Raw genomic sequence first — 12549 nt, 5'->3', positions numbered from 1 at the left:
GCATGGCCGTGGCGTTGCTGGGGATCAAGGAGACCGCGCCGGGTGAACGGCGCATGGCGTTGACGCCGGAAACCGCGCGCAAGCTCGGTGCCCTCGGCATTACGGTCTGGTACGAGGCCGGCGCCGGCCTGGCCGCCGGCTTCACCGATGCCGCCTATGACGATGCCGGCGCGCGCGTCTTCGACGCGGGCCGCTGGGCCGAGATCGATATCCTGCTGTGCGTGCAGGCGCCCCCTGCAGCGGTGCTGGAGCAGCTCAGGCCCGGTGCCAGCGTGGTCGGCCTGCTGGCCCCGGCCAACGATCCGGCGCTGGCCGCGCTGGCGGTCGATGATCGCCTGCAGCTGTTCCCGCTGCAGCAGCTGCCGCGCACCACCCGAGCGCAGGCGATGGATGTACTCAGTTCGCAGGCCGGCATGGCCGGCTACAAGGCCGCGCTGATCGCCGCCGAACGTGCGCCGCGCTTCTTCCCGATGCTGACCACCGCCGCCGGCACCGTGCGGCCGGCCAAGGTGCTGGTGATCGGTGCCGGCGTGGCGGGCCTGCAGGCCATCGCCACCGCACGTCGCCTCGGTGCCCAGGTGGAAGGCTTTGACGTGCGCCCGGAAACCCGCGAGCAGATCCAGTCGCTGGGCGCGCGCTTCCTCGACCTCGGGGTCAGCGCGGCGGGCGAGGGCGGTTATGCGCGGGCGCTGACCGATGAGGAGCGCGCCGAGCAGCAGCGTCGGCTGGCCGACCACCTGCGCAGCATGGACGTAGTGATCTGCACGGCCGCAGTGCCGGGCCGCCCGGCGCCGACCATCGTGACCGCCGCAATGGTGGAGGGCATGGCCACCGGCAGCGTGATCGTCGACCTGGCGGCCGAAAGTGGCGGCAACTGCGCACTGACCCAGCCCGGGCAGTGCATCGAACACCAGGGCGTGACCATCGATGGCCCGCTGGGCCTGGCCAGTCGCGGTGCGACCCAGGCCAGTGAGATGTATGCGCGCAACCTGCTCAACTTCGTTGCGCTGTTCGTGCGCGAGGGGCAGCTCGGTTTCGACTGGGAAGACGAACTGCTGGCGAAGACGCGCTGGCAGGCGTGAATGACATGGGGTCAGATCCCTTTGCCTCTGGCAAAGGGATCTGACCCCCTACCCCGAAGGCTTACCTCGGCTTTGCCGGCGGCGGGTTGTCGCGCACCCAGTCCCGGCGCTGTTCGGGCGTCATCTGCGACCAGCGCTCGCGCAATGCATCGCGCTGCGCGGGGGACAGATCCCGCATCTGACCGAACAGTGCACGCGCCTGCGCGCGCTGTTCGGGGCTCATGTGCTCGAAGCGGCGCAGGCCGCGGCGGGCCTTGTCGCGCTCCTCCGGGCTCATCGATTGCCAGCGTTGGCCGTGTGACAGCATCCGCTGGCGCTGGCCGGCATCGGCGCTGTTCCAGCGGTCGCGCAGCGGCGCCAGCAGGGATTCGCGCTGGGATTGGCTCAGTTGCTCCCACGCAGGCAACGGCGCGACCGGTGCGGGGCGTGCGGCAGGGGCGGGCGTGGCGTTCTGCGCCAGCGCCGGGACGGCCGGCAGCAGCGCCAGGGTCAACAGCAGTGGCAGGGTAGGCAGTCGGGACATGATTTACTCCATCGCCAGGTCGGTATCGCCCAGCCACAGGTACAGATCGGGATTCTCGTCGTAGAGCGCGCCGTTGTCTTCCACTGAAGCAAGCACGGGGGCCGGCGCCGGACCGGCAAGCGTGCCATGGCCGGTGAACTGCAGGCCGACGCCCAGTGCCACGACCAGTGAACAGGCGCTGGCCAGCCACCAGCGCCAGCGTCCGCGATGGGCGGCCGTGGCGCCGTGGCGTGCCTGGCGCAGCCGTGCCAGCGTGGCCGGCGACAGCGCCTGCAGCGACTGCGCGTGCAGGCTGCGCAGGGTGTCATCGGAAGGCAGGGAGCGGTTCACGGGTGGATCTCCAGATAGTCCTGCAGCGCCTGCCGGGCGCGTGCCAGATGGGTTTTTACCGCGCCTTCGCTGCAGCCCATGGCGCGGGCAGTGGTGGCCCCGTCCAGGTCCTGCAGCACGCGCAGGGTGAAGGCCTCGCGCTGGCGGGCGGGCAGGGTGCGCAATGCGTCCACCAGCTGCTGGTACTGCTGGCGTTGCTCATGCGCCTGCGCCGGGTCAGGGCCGGGGTCGGCCCAGTCGATCGCGCTGCCCTCGGCGTCCTGGTTGTCGCGCCAGAACGGCAGGCGGAAGCGGCGCCGGCGCTGCACGTCGATCACCCGGCGGCGCAGGATGCTCCAGAACAGCGGCGCCCATTCGGCCGCCGGCTTGTCGGCGTAGTCCAGCATGCGCAGCAGCGCGTCCTGCACTGCATCCATGGCGTCTTCGCGCTGGCGCAGGCCGGCCTCGGCGAAGCGGAACGCACGCGGGCCGACGCTGGCCAGGAACGCCTCCAGCGATGCCGGCAGGACATCGGTTTCGGCGCTCGGGGGGACGGGGCTGCTCACCAGCACAGGGTACGGTTCCTCGCTCGGGGTCACCATCGACAACGCGTGAGCACCGTCGCGGTTGACGCCGGGTGCGCACGGGTTCAGCCCGTGGTTATGATGGGGCGACGAAGACGGAGCGGGAGCGTTGCCAGTGAGTGACGGGTTCGTGGCGCTGTACATCTTCATGCTGGCGGCCATCGCCGGCCATGTGATCATTTCGCGGGTGCCGGTGATCCTGCACACCCCGCTGATGTCGGGCTCCAACTTCATCCACGGCATCGTGCTGATCGGCGCGATGGTGGTGCTGGGGCACGCGCAGACGCCGCTGGAAAAGGCGCTGGGCTTCCTTGCCGTGGTGCTCGGCGCCGGCAACGCCGCCGGTGGCTACGTGGTCACCGCGCGCATGCTGGAAATGTTCAAGCCGAGCGCGCCCAAGGGCGGCAAGGACGAACCGAAGGAGCCGCAGGCTTGAACATCAGCACCGTCGAACTGCTCGATTGGCTGGTCAAGGCCAGCTACCTCGTTGCCGCCACGCTGTTCCTGCTCGGCCTGCAGCGCATGGCCTCGCCACTGACCGCGCGCAGCGGCATCCGCTGGGCCGGGCTGGGCATGCTGCTGGCCACCGCGGCGACCTTCTTCCTGCCCGAACTGCACAACGTGCCGCTGATCCTGGTGGCACTGCTGCTGGGCGCGGGCCTGGCCTGGTGGTCGGCCGGCAAGGTCGCCATCACGGACATGCCGCAGATGGTGGCGCTGTACAACGGCATGGGCGGTGGCTCGGCAGCGGCGATCGGTGCGGTGGAACTGCTGCGCTATGCCTTCCTGGCCAACCGTGATACCAGCCACTGGAGTGCACAGGCGCTGGCCGACCTGGCCGCGCGCCAGCCGTCGGGCACCGTGTTGCTGCTGGCGGTGGTCGGTGCGGCGATCGGTGCGGTGTCGCTGTCCGGCTCGGTGATCGCCTGGGCCAAGCTGGATGGCCGCCTGGACAAGCGTGTGACCTGGCCCGGCCAGCAGGTGATGAACCTGCTGGTGGCACTGGCGGTGGTGGTGCTGGCGATCATCGCGGCCAGCACGCTCCATACCTGGGCGATCGTGGCCTTCTTCGTGCTGGCGCTGGCACTGGGCGTGCTGATGACGTTGCCGATCGGTGGCGCCGACATGCCGGTGGTGATCTCGCTGTACAACGCGTTCACCGGCCTGGCGGTGTCGTTCGAGGGCTACGTGCTGGGCAACGAGGCGCTGATCATCGCCGGCATGATGGTCGGCGCGGCCGGCATCCTGCTGACCCGGCTGATGGCCAAGGCGATGAACCGCCCGATCCGCAACGTGCTGTTCTCCAATTTCGGCGGTGGTGCCGGCGGCGAGGCGCAGGCGATCACCGGTTCGCAGAAGCCGATTGAAGCGTCGGACGTGGCCGCGATGATGGCCTACGCCGAACGCGTGGTGGTCGTGCCCGGCTACGGCATGGCCGTGGCGCAGGCCCAGCACAAGATCTGGGAGCTGGCGCAGCGGCTCGGCCAGCGCGGGGTGAAGGTGAAGTTCGCCATCCACCCGGTGGCCGGACGCATGCCCGGGCACATGAACGTACTGCTGGCCGAGGCCGGTGTGCCCTACGACCTCATCGCCGACATGGATGACATCAACCCGGAATTCGCCACCACCGACGTGGTGCTGGTGATCGGTGCCAACGACGTGGTCAATCCGGTGGCACGCACCGACCCGGCCAGCCCGATCTACGGCATGCCGGTGCTGGATGTGGTCAACGCGCGCAACGTGGTGGTGATCAAGCGCGGCAAGGGCACCGGCTTCGCCGGTATCGAGAATGCGCTGTTCTACGCTGACAATACCCGCATGCTGTACGGCGACGGCGCCGAAGCGGCCGCATCGCTGGTGAGCGAGCTGAAGGCGCTCGACGGCGGGCATTGAGGGACGGGGTCGGATCCCTTTCCATGGGAAAGGGCTCTGACCCCGGAACCGTTCCGATCCACGCGTGGCGTGGATCTACGCGCTCAGCGCGCCAGCCAGGCGCCCACGCCCACGCCCACCGCCAGCCACAGCCATTCCATCGCGCCATTGGCCAGGGTGACCAGGGTCCAGGCCAGGTGCGGACCCATCCGCATCGTAGCGTCCCACAGGTCCAGGCCGATCGAGCCGCCCATCCAGGCGCTGGCGATGGCCCAGTTGGCCACGGCGGCCACCAGCAGGGTGCCCAGCACGACCAGGGCGACACGCAAGCGGCCCGGGCCCAGGGTGCCCAGGCGCAGCATGAACACCAGTTCCAGGGCGGACAGTACCGCCATCCAGCCGACCTGTCGGCCGGTCATCAGCGCCAGGACCATCCAGGCGAGGGGAGCAACAAGCAGGCCCAGCAACAGCATGAGGGGCCAGAGCCAGGTGACGGTCCTGGCACGCGCGGCATTGGAGGACATTGAAGCTCCCTGAAGATCACCCACAGGATACTGTGGTTTGCCGCAGTGCACCGGCGGTGCCGGGGCGGCTGGGCTAGAATGCCGTCTTGCGTGGCCCCGGCCACGGCCCCATATCGGTCCCCATGTATTCCCGTAGCAGCGAACCTGTCCACTTCGAACGCGATTGCGAGGCCGTGATGGTCCCGCAGGGCGACACCGTGACCCTGCCTGCCGGCAGCTATGGGTACATCACCCAGGCGCTGGGCGGCAGTTATTCGGTGTTCGTCGAGGGCAACCTGTTCCGCATCGCCGGCAAGGACGGCGACGCCATCGGCAAGGAGGCGCCGGCACCGCTGGAACTGCCGGCCGATGCCACTGATGAACAGGTGGAACAGCTGGTGTGGCAGCAACTGCGCACCTGTTTCGACCCGGAAATCCCGGTGAACATCGTTGAACTGGGCCTGGTCTATGAAGTGGAGATCAAGCACCTCGACGAAGGCAAGCGCGAGATCGACGTGAAGATGACCCTGACCGCTCCGGGCTGCGGCATGGGCGAGATCCTGGTCGACGACGTGCGCAGCAAGCTCGAAATGATCCCGACGGTGGCCGAGGCCGACGTCGACCTGGTGTTCGACCCGCCGTGGAACCAGCACATGATGTCCGAGGCGGCACGGCTCGAGACCGGCATGCTTTGACCCAGGGCCCGCAGTGACGCGGGCCCGGCACTACCCGCAACCAGAACAGGAATCCTCCGGTGTCCCAGTCCATTCCCAGCTTCGCCGTCACCCGTTCGGACCACCCGCGCAGCGCTGAAGAGCGCGCCAAGATCCTGGAGAAGCCGGGCTTCGGCCTGCACTTCACCGACCACATGGTGGAAGTGCGCTGGGACAAGGACACTGGCTGGCACAACGCCAATGTGCGCGCTTACGGCCCGCTGCAGCTGGACCCGGCCGCAGCCGTGCTGCACTACGGCCAGGAAATCTTCGAAGGCATCAAGGCCTACCGCCATGCCGACGGTTCGATCTGGACCTTCCGCCCGGATGCCAACGGCCGTCGCCTGCAGCGTTCGGCGCAGCGCCTGGCGCTGCCGGAACTGCCGGTGGAGATCTTCGTTGAATCGCTGAAGCAGCTGATCGCCGTCGACAGCGACTGGGTGCCGTCGGCCGATGAGTCGAGCCTGTACTTCCGTCCGTTCATGATCGGCGACGAAGCCTTCCTCGGCGTGCGCGGCGCGCACAAGGCCGGCTACTACGTCATCGCCAGCCCGGCCGGCCCGTACTTCGCCAAGGGCGTTGCGCCGGTGTCGATCTGGCTGTCCACCGAATACGCACGTGCAGCCAAGGGCGGCACGGGTGCCGCCAAGTGTGGTGGCAACTACGCGGCCTCGCTGCTGCCGCAGCAGAAGGCACAGGCACAGGGCTGCTCGCAGGTGCTGTTCCTCGACCCGGTCGAAGGCAAGTACCTGGAAGAACTGGGTGGCATGAACGTGTTCCTGGTCTACAAGGACGGCACGCTGGTGACCCCGGAACTGTCCGGCAGCATCCTCGAGGGCATCACCCGCGAGAGCATCCTGCAGCTGGCGCGCGACCGCGGCATGAAGGTCGAAGAGCGCAAGGTGAGCATCGACGAGTGGAAGGACGGCGTCGCCTCCGGTGCCATCACCGAAGTGTTTGCCTGTGGCACCGCGGCAGTGGTCACCCCGATCGGCCAGCTGAAGGGCGAGGGCTTCTCGGTGGGCGACATCAACGCACCGGCCGGCGAAGTAACCATGTCGCTGCGCAAGGAACTGACCGACATCCAGTACGGCCGCCTGCCGGACCGCCACAACTGGCTGGTCAAGCTGGGCTGATCGCCCGCGCCGAACTGTAGCGTCGAGCCATGCTCGACTGCTCTTCTGGAAAGCCCGTCCCCGTGACGGGCTTTCTGCGTTTTGGTCAGGTGGCCGGGGTCAGCGGACGCCGATGTCGGCAAAGTCATCACAGGACACGTGATGGCCCAGTCAGGTGCGTGCAGGCCGCGAGAAAGTTCCTTCACCTTCACAAACCCTCGACCCGAGAAGTCTCAGAACGAACATTTCATCTTGCTGAAAAGACGCTGAAAATCTTGTGGTGTCCGGTTTTGGTCATTAGCGTCATCTGCACGGCGGATCGATAGGGGGATCCGCTGACTCGCCGGACTTCGAACCTCGCCAACGCAAGCCAGCCCATGGTTCGGGCCGGTGCTTCTGCCGATTCCGGCATTCACACCACTAGAAAGGGAAATACGATGTCCCAGGTAACGCAACCGCGTGTGCGTCGAGTGTGGGTGGTCCTTGGTGCGTCCGTTCTGTCATCGCTGCTGCTGGCCACGCCTGCGCTGGCCGGTGACGTCCAGCTCAGCGGCCTGCAGTCCGCGCCGACGCACCAGCGCTTCATCGTGAAGTACCGTGACGGCAGTGCGCCGGTGGCCAACACCACCGCATTGGCCTCTTCGCTGAAGAGTGCCGCCGCCGGCCTGGCCAGCAGCCAGGGCCGCGCGCTGGGCCTGCAGGAGGTCCGCAAGCTGGCCATCGGCCCGACCGTGGTCAGGACCGACCGCCCGCTGGACCAGGCCGAATCCGAGCTGCTGATGCGCAAGCTCGCTGCCGACCCGAACGTGGAATACGTTGAAGTCGACCAGATCATGCGCGCGACGCTGACCCCGAACGACACCCGCTTCAGTGAGCAGTGGGGCTTCGGTACCTCCAACGCGTCGATCAACGTACGGCCGGCCTGGGACAAGGCAACCGGCACCGGCGTGGTGGTGGCCGTGATCGATACCGGCATCACCAACCATCCCGATCTCAACGCCAACATCCTGCCCGGCTATGACTTCATCAGCGACGCCGCGATGGCGCGCGATGGCGGCGGTCGCGACAACAACCCGAATGACGAGGGCGACTGGTACGGCGCCAACGAGTGCGGCTCGGGCATTCCGGCCTCCAACTCCAGCTGGCACGGTACCCACGTCGCCGGCACGGTGGCGGCAGTGACCAACAACAGCACCGGCGTGGCAGGCACGGCGTTCAACGCCAAGGTCGTCCCGGTGCGTGTGCTGGGCAAGTGTGGCGGTTACACCTCCGACATCGCCGACGCGATCGTGTGGGCCTCCGGCGGCACCGTCAGTGGCGTGCCGGCCAATGCCAACCCGGCCGAAGTCATCAACATGTCGCTGGGCGGCGGCGGCTCCTGCTCGACCACCTACCAGAACGCGATCAACGGCGCGGTCGGCCGTGGTACCACCGTGGTGGTCGCCGCCGGCAACAGCAACACCAACGTGTCCTCGTCGGTGCCGGCCAACTGCCCGAACGTGATCGCGGTGGCAGCCACGACCTCGGCCGGTGCGCGTGCCAGCTTCTCCAACTATGGTTCCGGCATCGACATTTCCGGTCCGGGCCAGAGCATCCTGTCCACCCTCAACACCGGCACCACCACGCCGGGTAGCGCCACCTATGCGTCCTACAATGGCACCTCGATGGCGGCACCGCATGTGGCCGGCGTGGTTGCACTGATGCAATCGGTGGCGCCGAGCCCGCTGAGTCCGGCGCAGGTCGAAAGCATCATCAAGAGCACCGCACGGCCGCTGCCGGGCGCCTGCTCGGGTGGCTGCGGCGCCGGCATCGTCGACGCCAATGCGGCCGTGGCTGCAGCGATCAATGGCGGTGGTACGAACCCGGGCGGCAACGTGCTGCAGAACAACGTGCCGGTGACCGGCCTGGGCGCTGCCAGCGGCGCTTCGCTGAGTTACACCGTGAACGTTCCGGCCGGCAGCACCCAGCTGCGCGTGGCGATCAGTGGCGGCAGCGGCGATGCCGACCTGTACGTGCGCCAGGGCAGTGCCCCGACCGATACCAGCTACACCTGCCGTCCGTACCTGAGCGGCAACAGTGAGACGTGCACCATCAACAGCCCCGCCGCCGGCACCTGGTATGTGCGGGTGAAGGCCTACAGCACCTTCTCGGGCCTGACCCTCAACGCCCAGTACTGAGCCCAAGTCCCTCTCCAAGGGCACGCCCTGGCTTCGGCCGGGGCGTTTTTTTCTGGGTGGGTGCCGACCCTGGTCGGCACGCTGTTCCTCAGACCGACTCGAAGCGGTTCGCCGCCACGTTCTTGCGCACATGCTGCGGGTCGAAAATCCGCCCGTTCATCGCGATGTACACGCCACTCGGCAGCGACTGCACCGCACCGATCGCACAGCCGATGTTGAACTCGGCATCCGAGCCGCGGAAACGTGCCGGGCTCAGCGCGCCGGTCATCACGATGGTCTTGTCCGGGATCGTCGCCAGCACCTTGCCGGTCTGCACCATCGAATCGGTGCCGTGGGTCACCAGCACGTGCCGGGTCGGCTGCGCGGCGATGGTGGCGCGGATCAGTTCGCGGTCCTCATCGTTGATGTGCAGCGAATCCTTGCGCAGGATCGGAATCACGTTGAAGCGGAACGTCACGCCCAGCTCGCGCAGGATCATGCCGATCTGCGGATCGCCGATCTGGTAGTCCGACTTGTCGTCGAAATAGATCTTGTCGATCGTGCCACCGGTGGTGACGACCAGGAGCTCTTCCATCATGTGCATGCGCGAAACCAGGACAGGTACAGCGGCGCGGGGCCAGGAATGCAGATGATACGGCCCGGCGGCCGCAGCGTCAGCGTCGCCTGCCGAAGCGGGCACGCAGGCCGGGCAGGCTGGCGCTGAAGATCACCAGCAGCGCCAGCGCGATCTCGATCAGCGCCAGCCAGCGCGTTTCCGGGTGGCTCCAGGCGCTCATCACGCCGTGGCTGAACCAGCCCAGTGCCAGCACCGAGGCCCAGAAGCCGGCCTTGCGCCAGCCCACGCGCACGGCGATGGCCAGGGCCAGCGGTGGTGCGGTGAACACCAGCTGGGTCGCCAGCCAATGCCTGTCATTGATGAACCAGCCTGCGAACAGTGCGGCCAGCCCCATCAGGGCCAGCAGCAGGACCGTGCGCGGCGGGCGGTTCATCGGGCCAACCGCTGCGCGATGTCGGCCACCCGCCGGCCCAGCGCGCGCGCCAGCGCGGCTTCGTCGTCGGTCGGCTGCGGGTCGTCGGCAGCGCCGGCCACGTGGCTGGCGCCATACGGCGTGCCGCCACTGGTGGTGTGGCTCAGCGCCGGTTCGGTGAACGGGATGCCGACGATCACGCAGCCGTGGTGCAGCAGCGGCACCTGCATCGACAGCAGGGTCGATTCCTGGCCGCCGTGCATCGAGGCAGTGGAAGTGAACACGCCGGCCGGCTTGCCGGACAGGGTGCCATTGACCCATTCGGCGCCCAGCCCGTCCAGGAAGTGCTTGACCGGCGCGGCCATGTTGCCGAAGCGGGTGGGGCTGCCGAGCAGCAGGCCCTGGCATTCGACCAGGTCCTGCACGCTCACATACGGGGCGCCATCGTCGGGTACCGGCGGCTGCGCGGTCTGGGTCACGGCGGCCACGGGTGGCACCGTGCGCAGGCGCGCGGTCATGCCCGGCACTTCGCCGATGCCCCGCGCGATCTGGCGCGCCAGCCGTGCCACCGACCCCCCCCGGCTGTAGTACAGCACCAGAATCTCGCCCATCGTGCCCGCTTCTCCTCGTCGTGTGGCCACCAGTATGGCTATCCTGCCAGCATTCCGCATCGGGTACCCTTTCGCCGATGGAACCTTTGGATACGCTCAACCTGTGGATGGAGCGCGCGCGGGATCGCGCACGGGCCATCAGTTTCGGCCGCTTCCTGTGGCATCGCTTCCTCGACGACCGCCTGTTCCAGGCGGCGGCAGCGCTGGCGTACACCACGGTGTTCGCGCTGGTGCCGCTGGCGATCGTGGTATTCGGTGTGCTGTCGGCCTTCCCCGTCTTCGACCGCTGGAGCGATCAGCTCAGCGACTACGTGTTCTCCAACTTCGTGCCCTCCGCGGCGCGCGCGGCCGAGGGCTACCTGCGGCAGTTCTCGGCCAGTGCCGGCCAGCTGACGGCCGCTGGCTTCATCGCGCTGGTGGCCTCACTGCTGATCACGCTCAACAGCGTGGAAGAGACCTTCAACCAGATCTGGCGGGTCGGCTCGACCCGGCCCAAGCTGACCCGCTTCCTGGTCTACTGGACCGTATTGACCCTGGGCGCGATGCTCGCCGCCGCATCGCTTGCGGTATCGGCGCGGGTGTTCGCGATGCCGTTGTTCGGTACCCAGGAGGGCCGTTGGTTGGCCGAGCTGGCGCTGCGGCTGGCACCGATCCTGATCGAGTTCGTCTGCATCACGCTGATGTACCGGGTGGTACCGCATCACACGGTGAAATGGCGGCACGCCGTGCCTGGCGCGATCCTGGCGGCGGTCATCCTGGAACTGGTGAAGTGGGGCATCGGTGCCTACCTGGGCAGCTTCCAGTCCTACCAGAAGCTGTATGGCACGGTGGCCTTCGTGCCGATCCTGCTGCTGTGGATCTACCTGTGCTGGGTGGCGGTGCTGCTGGGCGCGTCGCTGGCCTCATCGATGGCCGCCTTCCGCTACCAGCCGGTTGAACTGCGCCTGCCGCAGGGGTACGAGTTCTACGGCCTGCTGCGCCTGCTCGGTCGCTTCCACCATGCCCGTGCCAAGGGCAAGGGCCTGGCCGACGATGAAATTCTGCGCCTGGAACCATTGCTGACCGACTCGCTGCTGCAGGACCTGGCCTGCAACCTGCAGGAGATCGGCCTGCTGCGTCGTGACGAGCGCGGCGAGTGGCTGCTCGCGCGCGACCTGGACCAGGTCAGCCTGGCCGATCTGTACGAATGCACCCAGCTGCGCATCCCGGTGGCCGAGCAGCACCTGCCGTACCGCGACGACAGCCTGGGCCGTGCCGCATTGGCGGCGCTGGACGATCTGCGACTGCCCCTGCGTGAACGCCTGAAGCGCAAGGTCAGTGACATCTATACCGACTCTGGAGACATGCCATGACCCGCAAGACGCCGTTGCCGCTGCTGCTCCCGTTGACCCTGCTGCTGGCCCTGGCGGCCTGCAAGCCGGCCCAGGAGCCGGCCCCGGCCAGCAGCCAGCCGCCGGCACAGGCGCCGACGCCGACCACTCCGGCACCGGTCGATGAAACCCCGGCCGAGCGCACCACCGCCGAATTCCCGACGTTGAAGATGAAGGCGGTGGATGGCAGCGACTACGACCTGGCCGCGCATCGTGGCAAGTGGGTGGTGGTTAACTTCTGGGCGACCTGGTGCGCCCCGTGCCGCAAGGAGATGCCCGAGCTGTCGGCGCTGCATGCGATGCGCAGCAACATCGAGGTGGTCGGCCTGGCCTACGAGGACATCGAAGTGCCGGAAATGCAGTCGTTCCTGACCAAGCATCCGGTGACCTATCCGATCGTGATCGTGGACCCGTTCGATCCACCGGCGGACTTCGCCACGCCGCGAGGCCTGCCGTTGACGCACCTGCTGGATCCGCAGGGCAAGCTGGCCCACACCTTCCTCGGCCCGGTGACTGCCGCCGACATCGAAAAGCAGATCGCGGCTGCCAAGTAGTAGGTTGGTCGGCAGGGCCTGCGGCCCTGCACCTGCCGGATCAACGTCAACGTCAAAAGCGTGCATTCTGTGGGATGGCGGGGTGGGTCCGGTTGCGGGGGACGCCGTAAACCCGTCCCTGGGGGCTTGGCCGCGGCATCCATGCCGCGGACACCCCCGCAACCGGAC

General features: G+C 67.8%; 15 protein-coding genes. 8 read left to right on the top strand and 7 right to left on the bottom strand.

The genetic code is table 11. The annotated features are described in order from the left end of the window. Positions 1–2 precede the first annotated feature (2 nt). Entirely contained in the window at positions 3–1082 is a 1080-nt protein-coding gene (locus tag V3B30_RS15060) for an NAD(P) transhydrogenase subunit alpha (protein ID WP_262083285.1), read from the top strand. Between the two features lie 61 nt (positions 1083–1143). Here the strand turns inward: V3B30_RS15060 and V3B30_RS15055 are convergent, their stop codons facing one another. From V3B30_RS15055 to V3B30_RS15045, 3 genes are read right to left on the bottom strand one after another with little or no spacing between them, the layout of a single operon-like run. Next, the gene (locus V3B30_RS15055) at positions 1144–1605 is read right to left on the bottom strand and encodes a DUF3106 domain-containing protein (RefSeq protein WP_262083284.1); all 462 of its coding nucleotides are present in this window, start codon (positions 1603–1605) and stop codon (positions 1144–1146) included. Between the two features lie 3 nt (positions 1606–1608). Further along, the gene (locus tag V3B30_RS15050; protein ID WP_262083283.1) at positions 1609–1935 is read right to left on the bottom strand and encodes a DUF3379 domain-containing protein; all 327 of its coding nucleotides are present in this window, start codon (positions 1933–1935) and stop codon (positions 1609–1611) included. Beyond that, entirely contained in the window at positions 1932–2516 is a 585-nt protein-coding gene (locus V3B30_RS15045) for an RNA polymerase sigma factor (protein ID WP_262083345.1), read from the bottom strand. Before V3B30_RS15045 ends, V3B30_RS15050 begins: the two co-directional genes overlap by 4 nt. Before the next feature lie 97 nt (positions 2517–2613). Between V3B30_RS15045 and V3B30_RS15040 the strand changes: the two genes are divergently transcribed. Further along, positions 2614–2934 carry an NAD(P) transhydrogenase subunit alpha gene (locus tag V3B30_RS15040; protein ID WP_005408173.1) on the top strand — a complete coding sequence of 107 codons (321 nt, stop codon included), beginning with the start codon at positions 2614–2616 and terminating at the stop codon, positions 2932–2934. Further along, positions 2931–4391, top strand: a complete 1461-nt coding sequence (locus V3B30_RS15035; RefSeq protein ID WP_262083282.1) for an NAD(P)(+) transhydrogenase (Re/Si-specific) subunit beta — start codon at positions 2931–2933, stop codon at positions 4389–4391. The genes V3B30_RS15040 and V3B30_RS15035 overlap by 4 nt, the downstream gene beginning before the upstream one ends. Positions 4392–4474: 83 nt before the next feature. On the opposite strand, the gene V3B30_RS15030 is transcribed toward V3B30_RS15035, so the two are convergent. Next, on the bottom strand, positions 4475–4894 hold the full coding sequence (locus tag V3B30_RS15030) for a hypothetical protein (protein ID WP_262083281.1): 420 nt from the start codon (positions 4892–4894) through the stop codon (positions 4475–4477). A 122-nt stretch (positions 4895–5016) separates the two neighbouring features. Between V3B30_RS15030 and sufT the strand changes: the two genes are divergently transcribed. From sufT to V3B30_RS15015, 3 genes are all read left to right on the top strand, one after another. Further along, positions 5017–5568 carry a putative Fe-S cluster assembly protein SufT gene (gene sufT, locus V3B30_RS15025; protein WP_005415385.1) on the top strand — a complete coding sequence of 184 codons (552 nt, stop codon included), beginning with the start codon at positions 5017–5019 and terminating at the stop codon, positions 5566–5568. 59 nt (positions 5569–5627) lie between these two features. Then, entirely contained in the window at positions 5628–6722 is a 1095-nt protein-coding gene (locus V3B30_RS15020) for a branched-chain amino acid aminotransferase (RefSeq protein WP_100471367.1), read from the top strand. A gap of 416 nt (positions 6723–7138) precedes the next feature. Continuing rightward, on the top strand, positions 7139–8878 hold the full coding sequence (locus V3B30_RS15015; protein WP_100471368.1) for a S8 family peptidase: 1740 nt from the start codon (positions 7139–7141) through the stop codon (positions 8876–8878). 88 nt (positions 8879–8966) lie between these two features. Here V3B30_RS15015 and V3B30_RS15010 read toward each other — a convergent pair whose 3' ends face one another. From V3B30_RS15010 to wrbA, 3 genes are all read right to left on the bottom strand, one after another. Then, the gene (locus tag V3B30_RS15010; protein WP_010481766.1) at positions 8967–9452 is read right to left on the bottom strand and encodes an asparaginase domain-containing protein; all 486 of its coding nucleotides are present in this window, start codon (positions 9450–9452) and stop codon (positions 8967–8969) included. Between the two features lie 79 nt (positions 9453–9531). Next, entirely contained in the window at positions 9532–9867 is a 336-nt protein-coding gene (locus V3B30_RS15005; protein ID WP_100471369.1) for a DUF2069 domain-containing protein, read from the bottom strand. Next, complete coding sequence (gene wrbA / locus V3B30_RS15000; RefSeq protein ID WP_262083280.1) at positions 9864–10457, bottom strand: NAD(P)H:quinone oxidoreductase; 594 nt, start codon at positions 10455–10457, stop codon at positions 9864–9866. The genes V3B30_RS15005 and wrbA overlap by 4 nt, the downstream gene beginning before the upstream one ends. A gap of 77 nt (positions 10458–10534) precedes the next feature. Between wrbA and V3B30_RS14995 the strand changes: the two genes are divergently transcribed. After that, positions 10535–11809, top strand: a complete 1275-nt coding sequence (locus tag V3B30_RS14995; protein WP_262083279.1) for a YihY family inner membrane protein — start codon at positions 10535–10537, stop codon at positions 11807–11809. Continuing rightward, entirely contained in the window at positions 11806–12381 is a 576-nt protein-coding gene (locus tag V3B30_RS14990) for a redoxin domain-containing protein (RefSeq protein ID WP_262083278.1), read from the top strand. The genes V3B30_RS14995 and V3B30_RS14990 overlap by 4 nt, the downstream gene beginning before the upstream one ends. Positions 12382–12549: the final 168 nt, after the last annotated feature.

The organism is Stenotrophomonas sp. SMYL41 (assembly GCF_036319965.1).
GTDB classification, from domain to species: Bacteria; Pseudomonadota; Gammaproteobacteria; order Xanthomonadales; family Xanthomonadaceae; genus Stenotrophomonas; species Stenotrophomonas maltophilia_R.
The sequence above is the reverse complement of the archived record's forward strand: the minus strand, read 5'-3'. Positions and strand labels throughout refer to the sequence as shown.